The organism is Rhodococcus sp. PSi06, assembly GCF_054960675.1.
The window spans coordinates 358,626-383,916 of sequence record NZ_JBHNYO010000002.1 but is presented as its reverse complement, the minus strand read 5'-3'; the positions used below and the strand labels follow the sequence as shown (position 1 = coordinate 383,916).

Annotated in this window: 21 protein-coding genes; 13 read left to right on the top strand and 8 right to left on the bottom strand. The window is 62.8% G+C overall.

Going from position 1 to position 25,291, the window contains the following annotated elements; genetic code table 11:
* The first annotated feature begins 47 nt into the window (after nt 1–47).
* From ACFI9K_RS04220 to ACFI9K_RS04185, 8 genes are all read left to right on the top strand, one after another.
* Nucleotides 48–986, top strand: a complete 939-nt coding sequence (locus ACFI9K_RS04220) for a LysR family transcriptional regulator (RefSeq protein WP_462662373.1) — start codon at nt 48–50, stop codon at nt 984–986.
* A 201-nt stretch (nt 987–1,187) separates the two neighbouring features.
* On the top strand, nt 1,188–1,775 hold the full coding sequence (locus ACFI9K_RS04215) for a TetR/AcrR family transcriptional regulator (protein WP_283316710.1): 588 nt from the start codon (nt 1,188–1,190) through the stop codon (nt 1,773–1,775).
* Nucleotides 1,776–1,915: 140 nt separating this feature from the next.
* On the top strand, nt 1,916–3,874 hold the full coding sequence (locus ACFI9K_RS04210) for a primary-amine oxidase (RefSeq protein ID WP_462662372.1): 1,959 nt from the start codon (nt 1,916–1,918) through the stop codon (nt 3,872–3,874).
* Nucleotides 3,867–5,306 carry an APC family permease gene (locus tag ACFI9K_RS04205; protein WP_283316714.1) on the top strand — a complete coding sequence of 480 codons (1,440 nt, stop codon included), beginning with the start codon at nt 3,867–3,869 and terminating at the stop codon, nt 5,304–5,306. The genes ACFI9K_RS04210 and ACFI9K_RS04205 overlap by 8 nt, the downstream gene beginning before the upstream one ends.
* Complete coding sequence (locus tag ACFI9K_RS04200) at nt 5,303–5,791, top strand: hypothetical protein (protein WP_283316716.1); 489 nt, start codon at nt 5,303–5,305, stop codon at nt 5,789–5,791. The genes ACFI9K_RS04205 and ACFI9K_RS04200 overlap by 4 nt, the downstream gene beginning before the upstream one ends.
* A gap of 356 nt (nt 5,792–6,147) precedes the next feature.
* Nucleotides 6,148–6,918 (top strand): siderophore-interacting protein, encoded by a 771-nt coding sequence (locus ACFI9K_RS04195; RefSeq protein ID WP_283316717.1) that lies wholly within the window; start codon nt 6,148–6,150, stop codon nt 6,916–6,918.
* A 62-nt stretch (nt 6,919–6,980) separates the two neighbouring features.
* A complete protein-coding gene (locus ACFI9K_RS04190) occupies nt 6,981–7,913 on the top strand; it encodes a 2-hydroxyacid dehydrogenase (RefSeq protein ID WP_283316719.1) in 933 nt (310 codons plus the stop codon).
* Between the two features lie 513 nt (nt 7,914–8,426).
* Complete coding sequence (locus ACFI9K_RS04185) at nt 8,427–9,869, top strand: FAD-dependent oxidoreductase (protein WP_462662371.1); 1,443 nt, start codon at nt 8,427–8,429, stop codon at nt 9,867–9,869.
* Nucleotides 9,870–10,046: 177 nt separating this feature from the next.
* On the opposite strand, the gene ACFI9K_RS04180 is transcribed toward ACFI9K_RS04185, so the two are convergent.
* From ACFI9K_RS04180 to ACFI9K_RS04145, 8 genes are all read right to left on the bottom strand, one after another.
* Nucleotides 10,047–10,814: an enoyl-CoA hydratase-related protein gene (locus ACFI9K_RS04180; RefSeq protein ID WP_462662370.1), complete on the bottom strand. Its 768-nt coding sequence runs from the start codon at nt 10,812–10,814 to the stop codon at nt 10,047–10,049.
* On the bottom strand, nt 10,811–11,545 hold the full coding sequence (locus tag ACFI9K_RS04175) for a nitroreductase (protein WP_462662369.1): 735 nt from the start codon (nt 11,543–11,545) through the stop codon (nt 10,811–10,813). The genes ACFI9K_RS04180 and ACFI9K_RS04175 overlap by 4 nt, the downstream gene beginning before the upstream one ends.
* 106 nt (nt 11,546–11,651) lie before the next feature.
* The gene (locus ACFI9K_RS04170) at nt 11,652–12,428 is read right to left on the bottom strand and encodes an SDR family NAD(P)-dependent oxidoreductase (RefSeq protein WP_283316729.1); all 777 of its coding nucleotides are present in this window, start codon (nt 12,426–12,428) and stop codon (nt 11,652–11,654) included.
* Nucleotides 12,425–13,429, bottom strand: a complete 1,005-nt coding sequence (locus tag ACFI9K_RS04165; protein WP_462662368.1) for a 3-isopropylmalate dehydrogenase — start codon at nt 13,427–13,429, stop codon at nt 12,425–12,427. The genes ACFI9K_RS04170 and ACFI9K_RS04165 overlap by 4 nt, the downstream gene beginning before the upstream one ends.
* The gene (locus ACFI9K_RS04160) at nt 13,426–14,241 is read right to left on the bottom strand and encodes a 3,4-dihydroxy-2-butanone-4-phosphate synthase (RefSeq protein ID WP_462662367.1); all 816 of its coding nucleotides are present in this window, start codon (nt 14,239–14,241) and stop codon (nt 13,426–13,428) included. Before ACFI9K_RS04160 ends, ACFI9K_RS04165 begins: the two co-directional genes overlap by 4 nt.
* Nucleotides 14,242–14,252: 11 nt before the next feature.
* Nucleotides 14,253–15,971 (bottom strand): long-chain-fatty-acid--CoA ligase, encoded by a 1,719-nt coding sequence (locus tag ACFI9K_RS04155; RefSeq protein ID WP_462662366.1) that lies wholly within the window; start codon nt 15,969–15,971, stop codon nt 14,253–14,255.
* A gap of 50 nt (nt 15,972–16,021) precedes the next feature.
* Nucleotides 16,022–16,912, bottom strand: coding sequence for an alpha/beta hydrolase (locus ACFI9K_RS04150; RefSeq protein ID WP_462662365.1), 891 nt, complete (start codon nt 16,910–16,912; stop codon nt 16,022–16,024).
* A 75-nt stretch (nt 16,913–16,987) separates the two neighbouring features.
* On the bottom strand, nt 16,988–18,187 hold the full coding sequence (locus ACFI9K_RS04145; RefSeq protein WP_462662364.1) for an acyl-CoA dehydrogenase family protein: 1,200 nt from the start codon (nt 18,185–18,187) through the stop codon (nt 16,988–16,990).
* A 204-nt stretch (nt 18,188–18,391) separates the two neighbouring features.
* Between ACFI9K_RS04145 and ACFI9K_RS04140 the strand changes: the two genes are divergently transcribed.
* The 5 genes from ACFI9K_RS04140 to ACFI9K_RS04120 all read left to right on the top strand — a co-directional run bounded on the left by ACFI9K_RS04140 (nt 18,392) and on the right by ACFI9K_RS04120 (nt 25,278).
* Nucleotides 18,392–19,684, top strand: coding sequence for a PucR family transcriptional regulator (locus tag ACFI9K_RS04140; protein WP_283316740.1), 1,293 nt, complete (start codon nt 18,392–18,394; stop codon nt 19,682–19,684).
* 75 nt (nt 19,685–19,759) lie between these two features.
* On the top strand, nt 19,760–20,410 hold the full coding sequence (locus ACFI9K_RS04135) for a TetR/AcrR family transcriptional regulator (RefSeq protein WP_283316741.1): 651 nt from the start codon (nt 19,760–19,762) through the stop codon (nt 20,408–20,410).
* A 351-nt stretch (nt 20,411–20,761) separates the two neighbouring features.
* A complete protein-coding gene (locus tag ACFI9K_RS04130; protein ID WP_283316742.1) occupies nt 20,762–21,970 on the top strand; it encodes an acetyl-CoA C-acetyltransferase in 1,209 nt (402 codons plus the stop codon).
* Nucleotides 21,971–21,974: 4 nt separating this feature from the next.
* Entirely contained in the window at nt 21,975–24,140 is a 2,166-nt protein-coding gene (locus ACFI9K_RS04125; RefSeq protein WP_462662363.1) for a 3-hydroxyacyl-CoA dehydrogenase NAD-binding domain-containing protein, read from the top strand.
* A complete protein-coding gene (locus ACFI9K_RS04120) occupies nt 24,133–25,278 on the top strand; it encodes an acyl-CoA dehydrogenase family protein (RefSeq protein WP_462662362.1) in 1,146 nt (381 codons plus the stop codon). The genes ACFI9K_RS04125 and ACFI9K_RS04120 overlap by 8 nt, the downstream gene beginning before the upstream one ends.
* Nucleotides 25,279–25,291 lie beyond the last annotated feature (13 nt).

Below are 25,291 nucleotides of genomic sequence, written 5' to 3'. Positions count from 1 at the left end.
CAGGTAAACTTCAAAATACTTTGGAACAAGCGAAGGAAAAGTTCTTTATGTCGACCTACACGCTCAGGCAACTCGAATACTTCGTCGCGGTCGCCGATGCCGGCTCGATTTCTGGTGCAGCGTCGGCTCTGCACGTCACGCCGACCGCTGTCGCGTCCGCGATGACGGACCTCGAACGAGTGCTACGCACCCAACTCATGGTGCGCCGCAAGGCACACGGAATCACGCTGACACCCACGGGCGCATATCTGCGGGAGCGTGCTCGAACGTTGGTTCACTCCGCCGACGAGCTGGAACTGGCAGCAGCAAGTGGTGGATCCGAGCTTGCCGGTCCTCTCGTGCTCGGCTGCTACGCCACGATCGCACCGACGGCGATCCCCCCGGTGATGGAGTGGATCACCGCGACACATCCGAAAGTCGATCTCACGGTCATCACGGGTAGTCAGGGTGAACTCCCTCAGCAACTGCTGGACGGGTCGCTCGATCTGGCTATCGGGTACGACATAGCTCTCCCGCCCGGTCTGGAATCGGTCCTGCTCTACCGGACACCGGCATACGTCCTGCTCCCTGACGGGCATCCTCTGACCGCGCACCAGGTGGTGCCTCTCGAAGCGCTGGCCCGAGAACCGCAGATTCTGCTCGATCTTCCCCCGGCGGCAGAGCACACCCTCCTCTTGTTCGAGCGGGCAGGAATCACTCCGCGGATCACTCAGCGCACCTGCGACTTCGAGCTCACGCGGTCGCTCGTGGCGCGGGGATTCGGCTTCGCCATTCTCATCCAGCGTCCCGCGATCGACAACACCTACGAGGGGCTTCCTGTGGCGGTCCGCGAGATCACCCCTGCCAACCCCAGTAGCGGCGTACGGATGATGTGGCCGCGCGGAGTCCAGCTTTCGGACAGGGCGTCCGCGGTTGTCGCGTTTGCGACCGAGCACGCACATGATCTCGACCCGCGAACCAGACGACGGAGACTCGGTCTCGGCTGAACGGCCGATCTGTCGACGGTGATGATTCGGTAACGCGAAGTTCACAGCGCCGGCGATGATTCGTAATGCAGCCGGCGGATTCTTCTTTCAACGGTCGTAGAACCACGATCTATTGGACGGAGAGGAGGTGCAGTGTGAAGCCAGGACCTTGATCTCTGACCGGAGTGTCGGACCCGTCCGGCGGGCCGCTACCGTGGACTCATGCCCAAGCTGGTCGACCACGACGAACGCAGGCGAGCAATTGCCGCTGCCACGTGGCGTCTGATCGCGGCAAAAGGGATAGACGCGGCGAATATGCGTGACATCGCCACCGAGGCTGGCTATACCAACGGCGCACTCAGCCACTATTTCTCGGGCAAAGACGAGATCCTCAGAACGTCGTACGAGCTCGTGTTCGAGGCGACGAACGCTCGTATCGACGCACGGATGCGTGACGCACGAGGTCTCGCCGCGCTTCGAATCTTCTGTCGCGAAATCATGCCGACGACGCAGGAGACCCTGCTCGAAGCACGTATCGCGATCTCGTTGTTTCAGCGTGCGATGTACGACGAACACATGGATGACATCAATCGTCGGGTACTGGGTCTGTGGCGTGACCAGATGGCCGGGTATCTCGAGGACGCGCGCGCGGTGGGCGAGTTGGGCGATATCGACGTGGCGATCGTCGTCGAACAATTGCTCAGCATGATGATGGGCGTTCAAATTCTGGGTGTTCTGACGCCCTCCGTCAGTTCGGCGAAGTCACAGCTCACGATGCTGGACAACTTCCTCGCACTGCTGCGTTCCTAGCGCCCGCGCTCACTGGGCTCGATGCCGGTGACTCCCGATCATCCCTCGAATGTGATCTGTACAGCCGCTGTCTGCGGGTGTAGCGTCCGTCACATCTTTTTTCCAACGAACGTAGAACCAACCTACTTTTAGGACTGTTCATGCCGACTCTTTCTCCCACAAGAATCGATCACCCTCTGGACTTGGCCACCGCCGAGGAGATCGCAGACGTACGCGCCGTCCTCGATGACGCTGGTCTACTGGGCGAGCACACCCGCTTCGTCTACGTCGGTCTCGAGGAGCCGCTCAAGTCCGAGCTGTACCCCACTGCGACGGCTATCGACCGCCGCTTTCGAGCCTTGCTGCACGATGTGTCCACGCCCAATGCCGTCGACGTCGTCGTGTCGGTCACCGAGCGAACGGTCGTGTCGTCGGTAACGCTCGACGCAATTCGTGACGGCCAGATGCCCGTCCTCGACGAAGAGTTCGGACTCGTCGAAGAGGTATTGCGAACGGACCCCGAATGGCTGGCTGCACTCGAACGCCGTGGTCTCGATGTCGACCACGTCCGGGTCGCTCCCTTGTCTGCCGGCGTGTTCGACTATCCCGGCGAAGAGGGACGAAGAATTCTGCGGGGCTTGGCATTTCGCCAGGACTTCCCGACGGATCATGCGTGGGCGCATCCCATCGACGGCCTGGTCGGGTTCGTCGACGTCATGAACAAGACGGTCGAAAAGGTGCTCGACACCGGAGTGGTGCCGATTCCCGAGGAGTCGGGCAACTTCACCGACCCTGCAGTCACCGGTCCGATGCGCACGACACAGAAGCCGATCGAGATCACCCAGCCGGAGGGGCCGAGTTTCGAGGTCACCGGCAATCTCGTCGAATGGGAGAAGTGGAGTTTCCGCGTCGGGTTCGACGCCCGAGAAGGTCTGGTACTGCACCAAATCGGATTCGACGACAAAGGTGCGACCAGGCCGATCATCCACCGCGCGTCTATCGCGGAAATGGTTGTCCCGTACGGTGATCCATCTCCGGTGCGCTCCTGGCAGAACTACTTCGACACCGGCGAGTATCTCGTCGGCAGGTACGCCAACGCCTTGGAGCTCGGGTGTGACTGCGTCGGCGACATCACGTACTTCGACACCGTGATCGCAGACGAGCTGGGTAATCCGCAGACGTTGCGAAATGCGGTCTGCATGCACGAAGAGGATTTCGGCATCCTGTGGAAGCACACCGACCTGTGGGCCGGCTCGAGCGAGACCAGACGTCAACGCAGACTTGTTATCTCGTTCTTCACTACAATCGGCAACTACGACTACGGCTTCTTCTGGTACCTCTACCTCGACGGCACCATCGAATTCGAGGTCAAAGCAACCGGCATCGTGTTCACCTCGGGTCACCTCGGTGACGACTATCCGTACTCCTCGCAGATCGCTCCTGGTCTCGGTGCTCCGTGCCATCAGCACCTGTTCAGTGCGCGGCTGGACATGATGGTCGACGGTGCCGTGAACTCGGTCGAGGAAGTCGAGACCAGACGTGTTCCGATGGGTCCGGACAACCCGCACGGCAACGCTTTTGCACTGTCCACGACTCCTCTGACGACCGAGGCCGAGGCCGCGCGCTGCGCGAACGGATCCACGGGACGGGTATGGCACATCAGTAACCCCGAATCACTCAACCGGCTCGGTAAGCCGGTCGCATACGTCTTGCATCCGGAAGGTCAGCCATTGTTGCTGGCCGACGACAACTCGTCCATTGCCAAGCGTGCCACCTTCGCAACCAAACACCTGTGGGTCACGCAGTTCGATGCGGCCGAGCGATACGCCTCGGGAGACTTCGTGAATCAGCATTCCGGCGGGGCAGGACTGCCGAGTTATGTGGCCGGTAACCGGGATATTGAGGCACAAGACATCGTCGTGTGGCACACGTTCGGACTGACCCACTTCCCGCGACCCGAGGACTGGCCCATCATGCCGGTCGACTACACCGGCTTCAAACTCAAGCCCGTCGGCTTCTTCGACCGGAATCCGACGCTCGATGTCCCCGCCTCGACCTCGGCGCACTGTGCGCCATCGAGCACCCAGTGCCATTCGACGAACGGAAGCTCCCATGTCTGATACTCGAGAAGGAAAGCTGAAGGGCTCGATCGGCGTTGTCGGCATCGTCTTCCTGGTGATCGCAGCAGCGGCTCCGCTCACCGCGATCGGCGGCGCACTACCCATCATGATCGCAACGGGCAACGGCGCGGGTGCGCCCATGGCCTACATCGTCGCGGCAGTGGTCCTGCTGGTGTTCAGTGTGGGGTATGCGGCGATGAGCAGCCACATGACCGATACCGGCGCGTTCTATGCATACGTCGGAAAAGGCCTGGGCGAGAACGTCGGTCTCGGAGCGGCAGGGCTCGCGCTGCTGACCTACACCGCCATCCAAGCGGGAATCTATGGACTGGCGGCGTCCACGTTGCAGGGGCTCGTCGTCTCCTACGGCGGCCCGGACCTTCCGTGGTGGTTGTGGGCGCTGATGCTCATCGGCATCGTCTCTGTGCTCGGCTACCGAAGTATCGATTTGGGCGCAAAGGTTCTCGGTGTTCTGCTCGTACTGGAAATCGGTATCGTGCTGGCGTTGTCGGTCGCGGTGTTCGCTCAGGGTGGTGCCGACGGTATCGACGTCCAGTCGTTCACTCCGGACGCGTTCCTGTCCGGATCTCCTGGAATCGCCCTGATGTTCGCGATCGCGTCGTTCATCGGATTCGAGGCGACCGCAATCTATGGCGAGGAGGCCAAGGACCCCAAGCGAACGGTGCCGATCGCGACGTACGCCGCCGTCATCGTCATCGGAACCGTGTATGCGGTGTCGAGTTGGGCAGTGGTGCTCGCATTCGGTAGCAACTCCGTCGCCGCCGCGGCCGCCGCGGATCCGGCGGGTCTCACCTTCGCTGCGGCCGCACAATTCCTCGGTTCGACGTGGTCGGACGTCATCCAGATCATGCTCGTGACAAGCCTTTTCGCAGCACTACTTGCCTTCCACAACGCGATCTCACGGTACGTCTTCGCACTGGCGAGACGAGGCGCAGCACCGAAAGCGCTGGCGCGGACACATGCCCGACACGGATCCCCGCATGTGGGCTCGATCTTCCAGACCCTCTCGGCCATCCTGGTGGTCGGTGTATTCGCATTGGCGGGCGCAGACCCGATACTTCAGCTGTTCACCTGGATGTCCGGGCTGGCGACTGTCAGCATTCTGGTGCTGATGATTCTCACCGGAGCTGCGATCTATACATTTTTCGCTCGAAGCCGAGTCGACTCGCGGACGTGGCACACCAAGATCGCCCCCGTACTCGGAACCCTCGGACTCCTCATCGTTCTCGGACTCGTCCTCGACAACTTCACTCTGCTCATCGGAGGTTCGTCCACGATCGCGACGATCCTGCTGCTGATTGTCGTGGGATTCTTCGTCGCAGGTCTGCTCCGGGGTATCTCCACGCGCCGTTCACGATCGACCGAGGTCTCTCGGGCGATCGAACACGAACCCGGTGAGCTGGCCCAGTGAGCGCCGCCGACGCGTTGATGGTTGTCGGCGCTGTCGGCGCATTTTTTCCTCTGGTGACGCAGCGTGCGATGTCACGTTCGATGACGATCGCGCATTGCTCCATGGCCGGGCTGATGGCGGTAATGGTAGCAACCCACGTGCCGCAGTGGATCTACGTTGTAGCCGCCCTCGGACTGCTAGGCCAGGCATTCCACATGGCGGGGTGTAACGCCGGCAATCGAACCAACCGACTGTGCACCGTCGACCTCACCGCTATGGGCACTCTGCTGCTGTCGATGCCGAGCTCGGGCACCTCGGCGGTGTCGTCATCGGGCCACCACCACGCAGCGAGCAGTACGCACCTGCCCTGGGCACCGGCGGTGGTACTCGCATGTTGGCTTGCAGCAGCCACTCTCGTGGCCGCCTCGCATCGTCGTCCATCGAGAGGGGGAGTGGCAATCGGTTCGGTGCTGATGATTCTCGGAATGACACCGATGGCGGTGTGACCGACGGGATCCTGCCGGCAAAGACGACCCTCAGGATTTCCCCTACGTCACCGAATACGAAATCTGCTCAGCGGCAGAGCAGTCCATGGAACAGCGATCCGACCGTCTGTGGATAGCTGGACCGTCGATACCTGACCACTCATGACCGCCGAATGGCTCTCCGCAGACGGCGTGCCGCGAGGAGGCGTTGAGTCAGAGGAAAAGCAATCCAGTATCTTTGCATTTTATTCCGGTACACCCGCTGGCTTCAAAAGTAGTGTAGCCTTACCTAATATTATCCTAGGTAAGAAGCGAGTCTTTGGGGGTCCTGGTCGATGAGTGTGTTGCCGAAAGTTCAACGTCCGAAGAATCGCCGAATGACCACGTTGACAGTGGTGGACAGCGTGCAGATCAGCCCGAGCTTTCGGAGGGTCACGATGGCGGGCGCGGGTCTGGCCGAGCTGGAGTACCTCGGCTTCGATCAGGTTGTTCGTCTCTTTTTTCCCAGGGACGGCCAAGCGCAGTTGACAATGCCGACAGTGTCGAATGACGCGTGGATGGGGCAGTTCCTTCTGCAGTCGAAGTCTCGGCGTCCGTGGGTGCGCAACTACACCATCCGGCGGTTCAGGCCCGGCGACGCCGAGATCGACATCGACTTCGTGGTTCACGAGGGCGGGGGACCGGCATCGGGGTGGGCCGAGCATGCGCGGGCAGGCGATCCGGTGGGAATCTTCGACGAGGGCATCACTTATCTACCGCCGTCGGACGCTCAGTGGCATCTGTTGGCAGGTGACGAGAGTGCTGTTCCAGCAATTTTGTCGATACTCGAATGCGCTCCCGAAGACTTGCGTGCAGAAGTGTTCCTCGAAGTGCCACAGGCGTCCGACATCCCCGAGAAGGTGCTCGCCCCAGAATCTGCACAGATCCACTGGGTTGTTCGTGACGACCCGAGAGAAGTACCCGGGACCGAACTGCTGCGGGAGATGAAGGGTGAGACCTTCGCTCCCGGCAAGTTCTACACCTGGGTTGCCGGTGAACAGAAACTGCCGACAGGGTTGCGTCGACACCTCGTCAACGATTGTGGAATACCCAAGTCGAACATCACCTTCGGAGGCTATTGGCGGCACGGCAAGTCGAGTCCGGGCTGAGGTGTCCCAAGCGCAGGTGCCGATACCGACGAGGAAAGGGTGGGAAGGCTATCGTGGCGGAAGTGACTGATCGGACTGCGCGTCAACTGAAGGTTCTGGTCCCCGACGAGCTCGGGGAGGAGACGTTGTCGCACTCGCCCGGTCTCCAGGCGGTTCGCTACGTGGCTGGTGACCCCTGGCCTGCCGAGCATGCCGACAGTACCGCGGTCGTTGTGGGCCTCGAGAATTGGGCGGAAGTAGGCGCACGGTTCGCCGAGCTCCCGCACCTACGCCTCATCCAGACCCTGAACGCCGGCTACGAGCAGTGGCTGCCCTACCTACCCGACGGTGTGATGCTATCCAACGGCCGCGGTGCCCACGGTGGATCGTGCGCGGAGTGGGCGGTGGCCGCGCTCCTGGCAATCTATCGTGACCTGTCGCTCTTCCGCGAGCAGCAGGAACGCGGCGAGTGGACTCCGACGACTACCGAGACGTTGATCGGAAAACGCGTCCTGGTGCTCGGCGCGGGTGACCTCGCGCTGAGTCTTGCGTCCCGGCTGGCGCCGTTCGAGGTAGACGTCACCCTCTACGGTCGGAGCGCCCGGGCCGGCGTGCTCGCGCTCGACGACATCGACGAGCTGCTGCCGACCGCCGACGCTGTGGTCAACATGCTTCCCGAGAACTCGTCGACTCATCGCCTCGTCGACGGTGATTTTCTGGCTCGATTACGTGACGGCGCGATCGTCGTCAACGCCGGCCGCGGTGGCACCCTCGACACCGATGCATTACTGCAGGAGTTGACGGCCGGCAGGCTTCGTGCAGCGCTCGACGTCACGGACCCCGAGCCGCTGCCCGCCGGACACCCGCTGTGGTCGGCACCGGGCCTTATACTCACCCCCCACATCTCCGGCCTCACGGAAGGCGTGTGGCAGCGGTCCTGGAATATCGCCCGCCACCAACTCGATGTCTACGCACGTGGTGAGCGTCCCACGAACCTGGTCGCCGGCCCCAACTAGCGGTCGGGGACATCCTGTCGCCAGTGTCGCGTCGCGCTCTCGCCGGAGTGGCCTGGGCTGTGCACCAGGAAACGAATCGTGTTGTGTGTTCGAGGCCAGTGTGGCACCCATCACTCCGCAGCTTAACTGCTAACACGTAACACCCGGATGAAATCTTTCGATATCGACGACCACGCTTGACGTTCGCATCGGCCACAAGCCGTCGTACGGCAGCGTCGAGTTCGCCCAACCACGGAGGAATCGACCACAACGATTGATGCCGCTACAGCCACTTCGAGGCCAGATCCGTTCGCGGAGTTCGACATTGCACAGTTCCGCCATGTGTTTGCTGGATGGCTGCGTTCCCTTGGACATTGTCCACGGTCGAGAACACTGTTGAGCAGCAAAGGATCTGGTTACTCCACGCCATGAAAGTGTCGTTCGTAGTGGCCCGAATCCGATCAGATCCCCGTTCTGCATGCGGAGTGTCTTTCCCTTTCTGCATCCTTACCATCGAGACGAAGGCCCCATTTCATGTTCAGTCCAACGAGACCTCTCCGCGTCGCCATCGTCGGTGCCGGACCGGCAGGCATCTACGCCGCCGACGCGCTCATGAAGTCCGACCACAATGTCAGCGGACCGGGCGTGAGCATCGACCTCTTCGAACGGATGCCGGCCCCGTTCGGACTCATCCGCTACGGCGTCGCCCCCGACCACCCCCGCATCAAGGGCATCATCACCGCCCTGCACAAGGTCCTCGACAAGCCCCAGGTACGCCTGCTCGGCAACATCGACTACGGCACCGACATCAACCTCGACGACCTACGCCGCTTCTACGACGCCGTCATCTTCTCCACCGGCGCCAACGCAGACCGCGCCCTGAACATCCCCGGCATCGACCTCGACGGCAGCTACGGCGCCGCCGACTTCGTCTCCTGGTACGACGGCCACCCCGACGTCCCCCGCACCTGGCCCCTCGACGCCGAGAAGGTCGCCGTCCTCGGCGTCGGCAACGTCGCCCTCGACGTCGCACGCGTCCTCGCCAAAACCGGCGACGAACTGCTCCCCACCGAAATCCCCGCCAACGTCTACGAAGGCCTCAAAGCCAACAAAGCACTCGAAGTGCACGTCTTCGGCCGCCGCGGACCCGCCCAAGCCAAGTTCACCCCCCTCGAACTGCGCGAGCTCGATCATTCGCCGAACATCGAAGTCATCGTCGCCCCCGAGGACATCGACTACGACGAAGGCTCCGAGCAGGCCCGCCGCAACTCCAAGCAGGTCGACATGGTCGCCAACACCCTCCAGGACTGGGCCATCCGCGACGTCGGCAACCGCCCGCACAAACTGTTCCTGCACTTCTTCGAAAGCCCCACCGAAATCCTCGGCGAGAACGGCAAAGTCGTCGGACTGCGCACCGAACGCACCGAACTCGACGGCACCGGCAACGTCCGCGGCACCGGCACATACAACGACTGGGACGTCCAAGCGGTCTACCGCGCCGTCGGCTACCTCAGCCAAAACATCAGCGCCCTGCCCTTCGACGAACAAGCAGGCACCATCCCCAACGAAGCCGGACGAGTCGTCGGCCCTGCTGATGGTCATTCCGCAGGCTCCACTCCAGACCCGTCCTCCACCACACCGGTGCCCGCCACCTACGTCACCGGCTGGATCAAACGCGGACCCGTCGGCCTCATCGGACACACCAAAGGCGACGCCAACGAAACCGTCGCCAACCTGCTCGAAGACATGCCGAACTTCACCGGTGCAACCGAACCCGACCTCGACGCGGTGACCTCGTTCCTCGAAGGCAAGCAAGTTCCCTTCACCACCTGGGACGGCTGGTACCGCCTCGACGCACACGAACGCTCCCTCGGCGAAGAAGAAGGCCGCGAACGCGTCAAAGTCGTCGAACGCGAAGACATGCTGGCCGCATCCCGAGCCTCGGGTTACGAAATCGCTTCGCTGGGCACCGCCTGATGCCGACTACGTCTCTGGAGTGCCGACCGTCAAGGGTGCTGTGCCTGCGCCGGAGTCCGGCGCAGGCCTGGAGTCGATGAGCTGAGCGACCGCTTCGGCCGCGTTGCAATGGATCTGTGAATCTCGCTGTCCGATCCATTGCACGCTGCCGAAGCGTGGTCGTTCACCGTGACTCAGTTACCGTCCTGACCACTTCGGTGCCCGTCGACCGAGAAACGCCGCGATTCCTTCATCGAAGTCTGCGGACGCCGCCACCGTGGCTGCCGCTTGCTTCGTGACGACCCACCCGTCGGCATCCGTCGAGGCGGTGAGTGCCTCTATTGCCTCGAGGGTGGATCGGACAGCGACGGGGCCATTGGCGGCGATGACTGCAGCCAACGCGAGCGCAGCGTGTTCGGCGGTGCCGTCGTCGACCACCTCGTTGACCAGCCCGTGTGTGAGAGCACGGTCAGCATCGATGGCGACGCCGGTCAGCAGAAGTTGTCGTGCCACGTTCAGAGGCAGCACCCGAGGAGCGCGAAACAATGCGCCACAGTTGGCGACCAGGCCGTGAGTGACTTCCGGGAGTCCGAACCGGGCGGATCGGCCCGCCACGATCAGGTCGCATGCGAGCGCGATCTCGAAGCCGCCACCGAGAGCGTATCCTTCGACGGCGGCGATGAGAGGCGTGTTCCGGCGTCGGGCAGTGATCCCGTACATGCCGCCGCGTTCCGTTGGGTCACCGGGGCCTGACGCGAGATCGGTTCCAGCGCTGAATATTTCGGCCGTCCCGGTCAACACTCCGCATCGGAGTGAGGGATCGTCGTCCAGCTCGTTCAACGCTGCGTCCAGAGCGGCTGTCATCCCGGCGTCGACGGCGTTCTTTTTCGCGGGCCGATTCATCCTCATCACGAGTACGTCGCCGACCCGCTCAGAGTCGACACGGGGTTGTTCGGTCGTCGTCATCTATCGATCCAATCCACTACTTCGTCGATCTCGGCCCGATTCGTCCTGTAGCTGTTTGCCGGGTGATCGGGATCCGCATATCCGAAGGAGATGCCGCAGACGATCGTTCTGTCCGAATCGAGTTCGAGCTGTTCGCGGACGATGTTCGGGTACACCGCGAGCGCCGCTTGCGCGATGGTCGAGACACCGAAGGCGGTTGCTGCGAGAAGAAAGTTACTGACGTAGGCGCCGCAATCGACGGCCCCGTACGGTCCGAGTGCTTCATCGGTGTGAATGAATGCCACGTGTGGCGCACCGAAGAATCGAAAATTTTGGTGTGCCTGTTCACGCTTACGGTCTATGTCGCTGCGTTGAATGTCGAGAGCGTTGTACAACTGGAAGCCGCTCTCGCGGCGCCGCGACAGGTGCACACCGCGGTACTCACGAGGAAAGGGAATATCCGTTTCCTCGACGATGTCCTGGCTCGCTGCGTTCGTCAATGCTGTACGTAGGCGCTCGGTGCCTGCGCCTTTCGTGATCGCGAGGTGCCAGGACTGGCTGTTACACCACGAGGCGGTGCGCTGCGCCATCGACAGGATCGCGCAGATCGTCTCGTCGGGGACCGGCTGTGACGTGAACGCCCGACAGCTGAAACGGGTTGCGAGCAGCATGTCGAGCGTCTCGGCGTTCGCCACGCCGGTCACCGTCGTACCTGCAGCAGCATGGCGGCCGGTGTCTTCCTCGATGGTCATGGCCGTTCCTTCGTAGATCGTCAGCAGTCCGATTGAAGCGTCCCACCCGCCGAGGTCGGTCATCTGCGGGTGGGACGTGATCTGGGTGGTGCTGCCTGCGGCAGGGTCAGAAGATGGACACGCCGGGCCCCCCGCCGTCCACGGCTATTTTCTGGCCCGTCACGTAGCTCGCGCTGTCGGAGACGAGCCAGCTCACGACCCCCGCGATGTCCTCCGGCGTACACACGCGGCCGAAAGGGAAATCGCGTGAGTTCTCGCCGAGCTCGTCACCCGTGGTCGCCCTGACCAGTCGGCGACCCATGTCGGTGTCCACCAGGCCGGGGGCCACGATGTTGGCCCGAATGCCGTGCCGTCTCTCCTCGCGGGCGAGGGTCATCACGGCTGTCTCCATGGCCGCTTTGGCCATGGTGTACGGCGCGGCACCTGCGGGTGTGGTCGCAACGGTGTTGCTCGAGATCATCACGATGTCGCCGCGTCCGCCGGCACGTAGATCAGGCAGGAGTGCCTGCACCAAAGAGATCGGCCCCAACGCATGTACGGCGAGTTGCGATTCGAATTGAGACAGGGGAGTGTCGGCCACGCCGGCGCCTTTGCTGGCCGTGCCGGCGTTGGAGACCACGATCGATACCGGCCCGAAGTGACCGTGAATGGAATCGACCATCGCGTCGACTGCGGCGCGATCGTCTATCGACGCTTGGAACGCGTGTGCCCGTCCGCCACCGGCTCGAATCTGCCGGACCACCTCGTCGGCCGCATCGGAGTCCTTGCGGTAGTTCACCGCAACCGCCGCGCCCCCGGCGGCCAGAGTCACCGCGATGCCTCGGCCGACACCGCGAGACGCCCCGGTCACGACGGCAACCCGTCCGTCCACTGCGCCGGTCACAGGACCGCCGTGCTTCGAAGAAGATCGAGTACCTCGGGGCCGATTCGGTTGGGCGCTGTGCCGGCGTCGATGGTGACGGTCAGTGCTTTTCGGATCTTGGCACCTGCTTCGATCTCGCCGAGAAACTCGAGCATCATCGCGGTCGACAGCAGCTGAGAACTGGGATTCACCCGGTCGGTACCGACGATGTCGTGGGCCGACCCATGAACCGGTTCGAACATCGACGGAAACGCGCGTTCTGGATTCAGATTCGCCGTCCCGGCGAACCCGACGCCTCCGGTGACGGCTCCAGCGAGGTCGGTGAGAATGTCTCCGAAAAGGTTGTCCGTGACGATGACGTCGAAGCGCGCCGCATCCTCCACGAGATGGATGCACGCCGCATCGACGTGGTAGTACTCCGTCGACACATCTGGAAATTCAGGGCTGATCTCGTCGAAGGTGCGCTGCCACAGGTCGCCCGCATAGGTGAGCACGTTCTTCTTGTGCACCAGGGCCAGTAGGCGCCGCGGTCGAGATGCGGCCACCGCGAACGCATGACGGATGCATCGCTCCACTCCGAGTCGAGTGTTGACAGATCCCTGAGTGGCCACCTCGGCTGCTGTGCCGCGTCGAAGAAACCCGCCTTCGCCGGCATACGCGCCTTCGCTGTTCTCCCTGATGACCACGAAATCGCTCGATGCGCCCACGAAAGGACGGACGCTGACGTAGAGATCGAGTTCGGTGCGTAGACGGAGGATGATGCCACGCTCGACAGTCCCTGAAGGTATCGACCGGTCGGTGATTGCCGGTCCGATAGGGCCTTTCAGGATCGCATCGCACTCACGAAGCCTGAGGACGTCCTCGTTGTCGAGGACGTGACCGTCGCGAGAGAACCTATCGGCACCGATGTCGAAGCGCACGTCCTCGAACTCGACGCCCATGGCGTTCATGACCTCCACTGCCACGCCGACCGTTTCCGGACCAATTCCGTCGCCTGGAATGACGGCGATGCGATAGGTCATCGGACGGACCCCTTCTGCGGTCGTACCATCTCTACGGTTTTCCCTTCTGATACAGGCAATTTCGGTGTTCGGTAGCCAACTGTCGGTCGATTCCTCGAGAGCCACGTCTGCAGTCGACCCACGAGCACTCCGAGGCCGTCAGAAAGGCGCTGTGCGGTGTCGGCACTGCGTGGCAGGTCGCTGAGCGCTACGAGGCACAAGCCGTACTCGCGAGCAAATCGAGCAACTTCAGGACCCTCGGCTGCGCGTGTCGAATCAGAAATTCCTTCGAGCGTTGCCAGCACAGCTGCCGGGCTCGCACCTGCCAGGGATGCGAGAAGGAGAGAGGCCGATGCACACTTGTCGTCGGAATGCTGGCCGGCGTCGACACGCACCGGGACCACGTGACCGGGCCGCGTGAACGACTGCGGCGCAGACGAAGACGATGCGAGCAGTCTGATCGTCGCGGCACGATCTGTGGCTGAAATGCCGGTACCGATACCGGCAGACGAGTCTACCGAGACACACTGAGGTATACCTGACGGGCTCGAGCCGCACTGCGCTGACAGGCCGAGTTCGTCGCAACGATCGGCCGGCAGCGCCACCTGCAGAAATCCTGACGAGTGTCGGATCACGAATGCTGTGGTCGGGACGTCTGCGCGTTCCGCGAGATACACCAATTCGGCCCACTCGGGTCGAACGACGTTGTCGCACAAAACAATGGCATGGCCCGACGCGAGAGCCGTTATGCCGTTGGCGAGACGTTCCGCAGGGGTGGAAGAATTCGAAAGCTCGGTCGTCCGGATCGGAGCCGGACTATTCACAAGAGTCATGATTGCATCCCTCAATTCGCGCCGACGGTCGACTGGTCACGCGGCACCCCGGTCGATGGTTCGGCTAGTTCGGCCAGTTCGGCCAGTTCGGCACGGATGGCGCGCTTGTCGATCTTGCCGACACTCGTTCGCGCGATGGCGTCGACGAAGTGAATCTCGTCTGGCATCTGCCACCGGGCGAACAGTCCATCGAGCGTGGCGCGAATATCATCCTCAGTGGTCGTGGACATCGGTCTGAGTACGACCAGGGCGACCGGCCGCTCCTGCCACTTGGTGTCCGGTACACCCACCACTGCTGCCTCGCGAACGTCCGGATGAGCGACGAGAGCGTTCTCCATGTCGATCGAGGAGATCCACTCGCCACCGCTCTTGATGACGTCCTTGAGTCGGTCGGTCAACTTGAGGTAGCCGTTCGGAAGAATCTTTCCGATATCGCCGGTACGCCAGAAACCGTCCGTGAAATGCGTGTCGTCCCCGTTGTAGTCGTAATAGCTCGTGGCAACACCCGGCCCCTTGACGAGAATTTCTCCTATTGCCTTTCCGTCATGTGGCAGTGCGTGTCCATCCAGGTCGACGACACGTATTTCCATGCCGGGCAGCGGTAGCCCCTGGCACCGTTTGAGTTCCCACACTTCGTCGTCCGACAACGATTCCTGAAGAGACTTCTTCACTCGATTGATGGAGATCAATGCTGTTGTCTCCGTGGCACCGTAGCCGTGAATGACCTCGGCTCCGGTCTGCTCGAACAGGTCTCGCATGAGGGACACAGGTGGTTCGGCGGCCCCGCACAACATACGAACCCGATGAAAATCGGGTTTGGCGTCCATCTCGACGATGTGGTCGAGCATCGGCTGGTAAATAGCCGGTGCACCGTTCACCACGGTCACACCCTCGGCAACCATCGCGTCGATCAACACCGATGTATCTGACGCCATGTAGCGACCCGGAAGAACGATCTTCGAACCGGCGTAGATCGCTGCCTGAGGCAGTCCCCAGCTCAAGGCGTGGAACATGGGCGCTACCAGCAAAGTGCAGTCTGCATTGCTCATCTCCAGCAGCGACGCCATCGTCATTGCGTGTAGATACAGCGAGCGATGTGAGTAGAAGACGCCTTTGGGTCGACCGGTGGTGCCCGTGGTGTAACTGCCGCAATAGGCGGCTTGCTCCGACAGCATCGGCCACGCAGTGAGTGGTTCACTCGTGCGCATCAGGTCCTCGAAATAACTGACGTTCGGAAGGGTGGTCTTCACGTCCTTCGACGGCCTGTCGGTCATCACCACCCAGTGCCGCACGTGCGGATTGAGGGGAGCGATGGATTCCGCTACCTCGAGAAGTGACTCGTCCACCAGGACGATCGTCGCATTCGAGTGGCCGGTGACATATGCGAGATCGGCAGGTGCCAGCCGGAGGTTCATCTGCAGCAAGACTGCACCCAGCGCCGGGATCGCCCAGTAGAGCTCGAAATGGCGCTTGCTGTTCCAGTCGAGTACTCCTACGACATCGCCTGCCGTAACTCCGAGTTCAGCGAGCACCGTTGCCGCGGTGGATGCTCGAATTCCACACTCGCCCATCGTGTATCGATCCCAACCACCGTCCGCAGTGCGATACACCACGTGCTGCTCCGGGTACGTGCGCACCGCGTGGCGGAACAACGTGTTGACGTTCAGGGGGAAATCGTCCCCGCTGGTGGAGGGGTGCCCTTGAACGAGTGCTTGGTCTTCCACTGTCATGCCTCCATAGGCTGCCTGTGCGAGAGAAAAGAATTCGGGAGGTGTCCGCGTCAGCCGATGTGGTCGCGCACGAACGAGGCTGCGTGACGCAGCGCGTCTGCCCCCTCGTCGAGGATGTCGGCATACAGCTGCCAGACATGCGGCATCTGCGGCCACACCTGCAGTTGCACAGCGACATCGGCGGCTCCGAGCCGGGTTGCGAGCCGAGTCGCATCGTCGAGCAACACCTCGTGGGAACTGACCTGGATCAAAACCGGAGGAAGTCCGCTCAGATCTGCGAGGAGCGGCGACGCCCGGGGATCGTTGCGATCTCCGGCGTCGATGAACTCGTCCATCCCCCATGTCAGGACGGCGCTGCTCACCAGAGGGTCGAGGTCCGCCTTGGTGCTCATCGACTCGCCTGCCAAGGACATATCGACCCACGGAGACATGCATACCGCGGCACCCGGAAGTGGCGTCCCGGCGTCACGCAGGGCCACCAGAGTCGCGATGACCAGACCGCCACCGGCCGAGTCGCCCGCCAGGACTATCCGCTCCGCGTCGACTCCCTGTTCGAGCAGGAACCGATACGCGGCAAGGGCATCCTCGAGAGGAGAAGGAAAGCGGTTTTCCGGCGCGAGCCGGTAGTCGATCGCCAGCGTGCGGACTCCGGCCTGTGCACCGAATTGCGTCACCAGACCGCGATGCGACGTGAGCGAGCCGAAGATGAAACCACCGCCATGGAAATAAAGAATGACGCCGGCGGGATCGGCTGCAGGGGTGACCGACCATTCGGCGGGTACATTGCCGATCGTCACCGATTCCATGACGACATCCCCTGGGGGCTTGGTCACGGCGCCGCCCTGGTCGACCATCGACCGCAGGTCGGCCACCGACAGCGTCGCCGGGTTGGGTCCTGATCGAAGCAAGTCGAAGATTGCTTGCTTCTGCTGTTCGCTCACAGCGTCTCCTTTGTGGAAGTGTTCACGGATTGATGGTGGTTGTTGCAGGAATCGTTCGGCGACAGTGCATCTCGGCTAGACGGGAGCCTTGGGGGTCAGTCCGAGCATGACGTCACCGTAGGACTCGGTGGCACGCTCACTGTCGAGCGTCGCATGGCCGCGCATCATGTTGATGTCTCGGAAGTAACGCTGCATGGGGGAGCTGTTGCGGAATCCATTGGCACCGGCGGCAGCGACGAGCTGATTGACGCCGGTCGCGCAGAAATCGGTGATCATCGCCCCCTCGGCTTTCAGCCGGCCGCGTACGATCGTCTGCTGCAATTCGGAAGTGGGCGTGTTGCCGAGCATATCGAGATAGGTCTCGAGCATCGAATCAGCCAGCGCAGCAGCGGCATCACCCCTGCCGATCGCAATTCGAAGGGACTGCTTGCTGGTTGCGCCGGATCCGTCGCTGAGGTACCGGTTCTGGGTGACACGGGTGAACTCGTCCGCTGCACCCCGCAGCGTTCCGACAGCAACGGGGAGGATCTCACCGACGATGAAGGGCATGACGGGCATCGCGTAGAGCGGGTTGTCGTGCAGCGCCGCACCGGGTGATGTCCCGTTCATGACCGAGGCTGCGTCGACGGTTCGGTGTTCGGGGATGAACACCTGGTCCAGGGCCAGGTCGTGGCTGGCTGTTCCGCGCAACCCCGCGACGTCCCAGTTCTCGATCACCTCGACGTCGGATCGGGGGGCGAGGAAGAACAGCAGACTCGGCGGCTGCCCTTCCGTCTTCACCAAACCCCCGTTCATGAACCACTCGGCGGCGGCGCTTCCGGAATTCCAGGAACTCCGGCCGCTCGCCAAATAGCCGCCGTCCGTCGGAGTCAGGGTGAACGACGGGGCGAATGTCCCGGGAGTCAACGCGAAGGAACGTTCGCCGAAAACCTCGTCCTGCGACTTCTCGGGGAACAGCGCGTGCAGCCAGTTGTGGCCGATGTAGAACGCGAGCACCCAGGCGGTGGATGCGCAGCTCGGAGCAATCGCCCGCACGACGCGCGCCATCGTGTCGACGCCGAGCTCGTAGCCGCCGTAGCTCTGCGGAACCAGGATCTTGAAAAAGCCGGCGTCGGTGAAGGCTTCGATGGCCTCCGCTGAAACAGAACCACGGCGCTCGGTCTCGGCAGCCCCGTCGGCGACGAACTGTGCGAGCGCTTCTGCCCTACGGACCAATTCGGCAGACAGTTCGGCCTTCTGCGCGTCGGTCCGGACTGGCTCGGTCGTGAGTGTCATTGTCGAGCTCCTAGATAGGTGGCGATGTCCTGTGTCGTGCTCGGGCCTCGAGCAAACAGGACGCCTTTAAAGAATTACCCCGGTGTTACGCTGCTCACAATTGGCAGCCAGCCCACAGCGCGTAGCCCCGTCTGGCTCCGGAGCCAGATCGACTGAGAGTCGACGTCGCCGGCTCCGCACGGACCGAAGAGGAGGTGGCGTGAAATGCACTGGGCGAGCCAGCTTTCGAGCACTCAGGTCGGTGGCCGTGAGTACGAATGGGTCGGTGCGGACGCCGATCGAATTCGGGTCGCGTGGGGGCACGGGGCCGTGATGTGGGCCGCCGAGGTAGGAGAGGCCGCCATCGCTGAAGCGAGTCGAAAGCTTCCGCTGCTCGGCGGAAGCGTGTCGATCGTGGACGCACTGTTTCGCGCAACGACGTCGACGACACTGCGTGTGCTGGCCATCGTCTCGGGATCCGCCGATTCGGAGCTGTCGGTCGTGAGTGCAGAATCCGTCGAAGCCACGCGAGACCTCGCACGCCGCGGTCTGAAGCTCGGCGAGTTCGCCCAGGCGATCCGCTTCGGACATTCGATCCTGAACGCTGCCTTCATCGACGCGATATCTGCTACGTCGTCACCGGACAGCTTCGTCGAGATTCGTCGGGTGACGGACATCCTTTTCGGCGTCATCGACGACTTCATCGCCTCGTTGACGGCGGTGTTCCTCGATGAGCAGAGCGCGTGGGGGGAAAGCACCTCGGCCGCTCAGCTGGAACTGGTGAAGAAGATCGTCGGCGGGGCAGGCACTGACATCCCTGACGCCGAACGGCTGCTCCGCTATCCGCTCAACGGTCCACATGTGGCCATCATCGCGTGGAATCTGGCCCCCGGAGAGCGCACGGCTCATCGCCTCCGGGCGGCTATCGATCCAGTCCTGCAGTGCTGGGGACAGCCGCGGGCGTCGCTGGTGATACCCGTGGGCTCGAACACCCTGTGGGCTTGGGGCACTTTCGCTGCTGACGGTTACCGCAACCCGGTAGGTGAATTGCCGGAGTTCGCCGACGCCAACCTCGTCGTCGGCCAGGCCGGAATGGGACTCGACGGGTTTCGCCGCACACACCTCGAGGCTCGTTCGGTGGAGCGTCTGATCCGTCAGGGCAGTGGTAGACACACCACGACGGTTCCTCATCACGATGTCGACCTGGACGCGCTCCTGCTATCGGATCGGGCGGGTGCCGCGCAGTTCGTTACCCGCTATCTCGGCCCACTCGGGGCCGACGACCCGAGAATGAAGGAGTTGCGATCCACCCTGCGCTGCTACCTCGACTTGGACCGGAGCCTGGCGAAAACAGCTGCACTAGAGCATATTTCACGAAACGCGGTGACCTATCGCGTCCAGCAGGCGTTCGCGCTGTGCGCTCACGCGAGTGACACGCCGGTCATCAAATTGCGGGCAGCGCTAGCGATAGTCGACTGGCTGCTCGACACCGGAGGCGCGAAGCCTGCGGGCAGCTGACAGCCGGAACATCATCGCGCGGTACCGTGCGGACGGTGCATTTCACACGGGTGAAGTGTTGTTGCGGGAGGTGCGGTGCCGGGACCTACGGAAATACAGCAAACGCGTCGAAATGAGGGGCCTCTCACCGGGCGCGGAGCTCAGACCAAGGCTTCTCTACTCGCCGCTGCGCGACGGGTCTTCGAGCGGCAAGGGTTCGTCGACGCGTCCATTCGAGATATCGCGCGCGAGGCGAGTGTCTCGCACGGAACGTTCTACACCTATTTCGACACCAAGGAAGCCATCTTCAGCGAGGTGTCGTCGGCGGTTGTCGAGGACATGCTCGGATCGATGGCCCTACCCAATACGAACGCCGACTTCCACGACCGCGTCCACGACGCGATCATCCGTTACGTCCATGCGTACAGGCCCAATGCCAAGATCATCGGAGTCATGGAACAGGTGGGTTTCTCGGCACCCGATCTGCGCAACCTGAGACTCGACGTCCGGCGTTCATTCGTCGAGCGGACACAACGTGGCATCAAGCGTATGCAGACTGCCGGCCTCGCCGACGCTGACCTGGATGTCGAGTACACGGCCGAGGCGCTGGGTGCCATGATCGAATACACCTGCTACATGTGGTTCACGCTCGACCATGAATTCGACGAGGACCGTCTGATCGAAGCGCTCGCCGCCATCTGGGAAAAATCGCTACAACCTGCACGGACCGTGCGCCCGACGGGCTGACGGACCACAACGGCGTCCGCTCAGCGCACCGTGCAACGGTCGGATTCGACGAACCCGCGACCGACGTCCCCGGCACTCACGTCGGAACCAGGGTGCCCCGAGCTTCCTTCATCGAGTCGTGTCACATCTGCGCACCGTGCTGCGCTCGGCAACTCGGGCGAGGTTATTGACATCCGTGTCAAGTAGGTGCACTATCAGCTTGGGTGCTGCGGCGACTTTCGCAGCGACTCGTTGCGCCCCAGGTTTTTTCACACCTCGCCGCGCCGTTCTACGATGCCGATTCTGTCGGGCATTCCGGCCCGGCCCGTCCCGCCGTGATCAGCGGCTGCCTCACGAACCGAAAGAGAATCCATGGCCGACAATGTCCTGATCTACGACACACTGAGGACCCCGCGAGGCAAAGGACGCAGGGGCTCTTTGCATGGCGTCAAGCCGGTCACGTTGACAGTCGGTCTGTTGAACGCTGCCCTCGCGCGCAACCCCGGACTGGATCCGTCCGCCATCGACGATCTGGTCCTCGGCTGCGTTTCGCCCGTCAAGGATCAGGGTGCGGACATCGCGCGAACCGCGATTCTGGCTGCGGGCTTGCCCGAGTCGATTGCAGGAGTGCAGATGAACCGGTTCTGCGCATCGGGCCTCGAGGCGGTGAACACTGCCGCACAGAAGGTCGCGTCCGGTTGGGAGAAGCTGGTGCTCGCCGGAGGCGTCGAGAGCATGTCGCGGGTACCGATGGGCTCCGACGGTGGTGCCTGGGCGAACGATCCGGAGACCGCTCTCGGCACAGACTTCGTCCCGCAGGGAATTGGAGCCGATCTCATTGCGACACTGGAGGGTTGGAACCGCCACGATGTGGATTCCTTCGCCGCCGAGTCACAGGTCCGCGCGTCCAAGGCCATAGCCGATGGGCGCTTCGAGCGCAGTGTTGTTCCGGTGAGCGATCGCAACGGCGTCACCGTGTTGGACACCGACGAGTACCCGCGTCCGGAATCCACGGTCGAGTCCCTCGGTCGCCTCCCATCGGCCTTCGTCAAGCTCGGCGCGGCAGGCTTCGACGCCATCGCCTTGGAGAAGTACCACTGGGTCGAGAAGATCGACCACGTTCACACCGCCGGTAATTCGTCGGGGATCGTCGACGGTGCCGCACTCGTCGTGCTCGGTAACGAGCAGGTGGGCATCGACATGGGACTGACGCCGCGTGCTCGGATCGTCGCTACGGCAGTCGCCGGATCCGAGCCCACGATCATGCTGACCGGCCCGGCGCCGGCCAGCCGAAAGGCCCTAGCCATCGCAGGATTGACTCCGGACGACATCGATCTGTGGGAGATCAACGAAGCATTCGCCTCGGTCGCACTGCGGTTCATGCGCGACATGGACATTCCGCACGAGAAGGTCAACGTCAACGGAGGCGCGATCGCGCTCGGACATCCGCTCGGTGCCACCGGAGCGATGATCCTCGGAACAGTGCTGGACGAACTCGAACGCAGGGACCAGCGACGTGGACTGGTCACGCTCTGTGTCGGCGGCGGCATGGGCATCGCAACCATCATCGAACGGATCTGAAGCCATGAACGATCACGACAACACGATCACTCTGACCGAGGTCGACGGCCTGGTCACGCTCACGTTCGACGACCCGGCCCAGAGTGTCAACACGATGCGTGCGGCGTACCTGTCCTCCATGGATGCGGTCTTGGACGCGCTCCGTAAGACAGACGGACTGACCGGCGTTGTGCTCGCGTCCGCAAAGAAAACGTTCTTTGCCGGTGGCGATCTGAACGAACTGCTGGCGGCGCGCCCGGAGGACGCTGCCGACCTCACCGCATTCGCGAACCGCGTGAAGGCTCAGCTACGCGCACTCGAGACCCTCGGTGTGCCCGTGGTGGCTGCCTTGGAAGGCTCGGCTCTGGGAGGTGGCCTCGAGCTCGCGATGGCCGCGCATCACCGCATCGTGGCAGACAACCCGCGGATCAAGATCGGGCTACCGGAAGTGACGCTCGGACTACTGCCCGGCGGCGGCGGCGTGGTTCGGACAGTCCGGCTGCTCGGACTCGACACTGCGCTCGACAAGGTGTTGCTCGGTGGACACAGTTACGGTCCCGCCGCGGCCCGCGATCTCGGCCTCGTGGACGACGTCGTGCCCGTCGGTACGGCTGTAGCTGCTGCCCGACAATGGATCTCGGAGAATCCGACCGCGCGTCAGCCGTGGGACGCCGGCTCGGCAATCCCCGGTGGCACCGCCTACGACCCGGCTGTGGAGGCGACCCTCGCAGTCCGCACCGCCGCGCTACGCGCTCAATACAAGGGAGCGCCAATGCCCGCTCCCGCCGCGATACTCGCCAGCGCGGTCGAGAGCACCCAGGTCGACTTGACCACGGCGTTCGACGTCGAGACACGCTACTTCGTCGAACTCGCTACGTCGCCGATCGCCAAGAACATCATTCAGGGTGTGTTCTTCGACCGTCAGGCCATCGCGTCGGGCGCTAGCCGACCGAACGGGTTCCCGACACACCACGCCGAACGGCTCGGGGTCATCGGTGCAGGCATGATGGGTGCCGGCATCGCGCTCGCTGCGGCCACGGTCGGCATCGAGGTCCTGCTGAAGGACGTCGATGTCGCGGCTGCCGAGCGGGGACGCGCCTACGCGGAAAAGGCCTTGGGCAAACAGGTTTCCCGAGGGTCGCGAACAGAACAAAGCGCCGCGGACATCCTGTCGCGTATCACCGCCGTCGCCGATCCCGCAGATTTTTCCGGGGTGGACCTCGTCATCGAAGCAGTGTTCGAGGATCCCACCCTCAAGGCCACGGTCATCCGAGAAATACTCGGCGTCGTGGCACCCGACGCTGTGATCGCGAGCAACACCTCGACGCTGCCCATCAGTGGATTGGCCGGGACTGTCGACCGACCTGCCGACTTCGTCGGGCTGCACTTCTTCTCTCCCGCAGAACGTATGGAGCTCGTCGAGATCGTCGTCGGCGAGCAGACCAGCGACGCCACGTTGGCGAAGGCTTACGACATCGTCCGGCAGTTGCGCAAGACTCCGATCGTGGTCGGCGACGGCCGCGGATTCTTCACCAGCAGAGTCATTTTGACCAGGCTGCTCGAGGCCGCCGCGATGGTGGGGGAAGGCATCTCACCGTCGTCGATCGAGCAGGCCTCCCGGCAGGCGGGATATCCGCTCGGCACCTTGGCATTGTCGGACGAATTGACCTTGGCGTTGCCGCACAAGATCTACGGGCAGTTCCGGGCCGAGGCTCAGCGAACCGCGAGTGAATTCCACGAGCACCCCGGCGACACTGTGCTGACACGCTTGGTCGATGCTCTCGGGCGCTCCGGTCGCGCGGCAGGTGCCGGATACTACGAGTACGAGAATGGACAGCGCACCGGATTGTGGTCGGGACTGGAAGATGAATTCGGACCCAGTCGACCGAGCGACGATCTCGAGGAGCTGAAGGATCGGCTTCTCTTCGCCGAGGCACTCGACACCGCCCGGTGCCTCGAGAGCGGATTGCTGCGCAGCACAGCCGATGCAAACGTAGGATCGATGTTGGGTATCGGATTCCCCACCTGGACCGGCGGAGCGGCACAATTCGTCAGCGGCTATCCCGGTGGCGTCAGCGCGTTCGTCGCGCGGGCGCAGGACCTGGCGGAGCGCCATGGACCACGATTCACTCCGCCTGATTCGCTTGTGCGCCAGGCGGAGTCCACCGATCGGGAGGTGACGCATGCATAGGACGCTGTACGACTCCGAACACGAGTCTTTCAGGAAAGCGTTCCGCACATTCTTGGATCGCAGAGCCGTGCCCTTCATCGAGAAGTGGGAGGAGGCAGGCACCCCGGATCGTGAGTTCATCCGCGAAGCGGGCGAGTCGGGGTTCCTGGGCTTCGAGCTCGACCCCGAGCTCGGTGGACTGGGAATCGACGATTTCCGATACAACGCCATCATGACCGAGGAGGTGGTGGCAGCCAACATCGCCGCCGATCTCTTCTCCATGCAGAACGACATCATCCTGCCCTACTTGCGCGACCTCACCACCGACGAACAGCGGCAGCGATGGCACCCGCCCTTCGCTGCCGGCAACCTGGTGGTCTCGCTCGGAATGACCGAACCCGAAGCGGGTTCGGATCTCGCCGCCATCAAGACCACGGCACGGCGGGACGGCGACATGCTCGTGCTCAACGGGTCGAAGACGTTCATCACCAGCGGTGCCACTTGCGATCTCGCGATCGTGCTGACCAGAACGGGCGAGAGAGACGGCCGAGGTACAACGTTCGTCGCGGTCGAGGCCGGCACACCCGGATTCGAGCGGGGCCGACCGATGCACAAGATCGGCCGTAAAGGGCAGGACACGGCCGAACTGTTCTTCGATGACTGTCGAGTTCCGGTCTCGAACATCATCGGAGAACCAGGGCGCGGATTCGCCGCTGCCGTAGGCAATCTCCCCCGCGAGCGACTGTCGATCGCGGTGTCCGGCGTGGCGTCGGCGCGTCACGCGCTCACGCTCGGTCTGGAGCACCTCACCCAGCGGATCGCATTCGGCAAACCGCTCGCGGACATGCAGTCGATTCGAATGATGTTGGCACATCTACACATCGAGACCGACATCCTCGAGACCTACATCGATCGCTGTGTCCTTGCGCTGAACGATGGACAGCTCACCGCAGAAGAGGCGGCCGGCGTCAAGGCAAAGGCAACAGATCTCCAATGGGAAGTGGTCGATCAGGTGCTCCAGTACTTCGGTGGCTATGGCTACATGGAGGAGACGCCGATCGCTAGAATCTGGCGCGACGCGCGAATTCAGCGAATCTACGGCGGTGCCAACGAGGTCATGCTCGATCTGGTCGGTCGCAGATTGGTTGCACGGCGCTGATTCTCCGCCCATC

Coding starts and splice junctions, on each gene's coding strand:
- ACFI9K_RS04220 (WP_462662373.1), top strand. CDS start 48: ATGTCGACCTACACGCTCAGGCAACTCGAATACTTCGTCGCGGTCGCC.
- ACFI9K_RS04215 (WP_283316710.1), top strand. CDS start 1,188: ATGCCCAAGCTGGTCGACCACGACGAACGCAGGCGAGCAATTGCCGCT.
- ACFI9K_RS04210 (WP_462662372.1), top strand. CDS start 1,916: ATGCCGACTCTTTCTCCCACAAGAATCGATCACCCTCTGGACTTGGCC.
- ACFI9K_RS04205 (WP_283316714.1), top strand. CDS start 3,867: ATGTCTGATACTCGAGAAGGAAAGCTGAAGGGCTCGATCGGCGTTGTC.
- ACFI9K_RS04195 (WP_283316717.1), top strand. CDS start 6,148: ATGACCACGTTGACAGTGGTGGACAGCGTGCAGATCAGCCCGAGCTTT.
- ACFI9K_RS04185 (WP_462662371.1), top strand. CDS start 8,427: ATGTTCAGTCCAACGAGACCTCTCCGCGTCGCCATCGTCGGTGCCGGA.
- ACFI9K_RS04180 (WP_462662370.1), bottom strand. CDS start 10,814: ATGACGACGACCGAACAACCCCGTGTCGACTCTGAGCGGGTCGGCGAC.
- ACFI9K_RS04175 (WP_462662369.1), bottom strand. CDS start 11,545: ATGACCATCGAGGAAGACACCGGCCGCCATGCTGCTGCAGGTACGACG.
- ACFI9K_RS04165 (WP_462662368.1), bottom strand. CDS start 13,429: ATGACCTATCGCATCGCCGTCATTCCAGGCGACGGAATTGGTCCGGAA.
- ACFI9K_RS04160 (WP_462662367.1), bottom strand. CDS start 14,241: ATGACTCTTGTGAATAGTCCGGCTCCGATCCGGACGACCGAGCTTTCG.
- ACFI9K_RS04155 (WP_462662366.1), bottom strand. CDS start 15,971: ATGACAGTGGAAGACCAAGCACTCGTTCAAGGGCACCCCTCCACCAGC.
- ACFI9K_RS04145 (WP_462662364.1), bottom strand. CDS start 18,187: ATGACACTCACGACCGAGCCAGTCCGGACCGACGCGCAGAAGGCCGAA.
- ACFI9K_RS04140 (WP_283316740.1), top strand. CDS start 18,392: ATGCACTGGGCGAGCCAGCTTTCGAGCACTCAGGTCGGTGGCCGTGAG.
- ACFI9K_RS04130 (WP_283316742.1), top strand. CDS start 20,762: ATGGCCGACAATGTCCTGATCTACGACACACTGAGGACCCCGCGAGGC.
- ACFI9K_RS04125 (WP_462662363.1), top strand. CDS start 21,975: ATGAACGATCACGACAACACGATCACTCTGACCGAGGTCGACGGCCTG.
- ACFI9K_RS04120 (WP_462662362.1), top strand. CDS start 24,133: ATGCATAGGACGCTGTACGACTCCGAACACGAGTCTTTCAGGAAAGCG.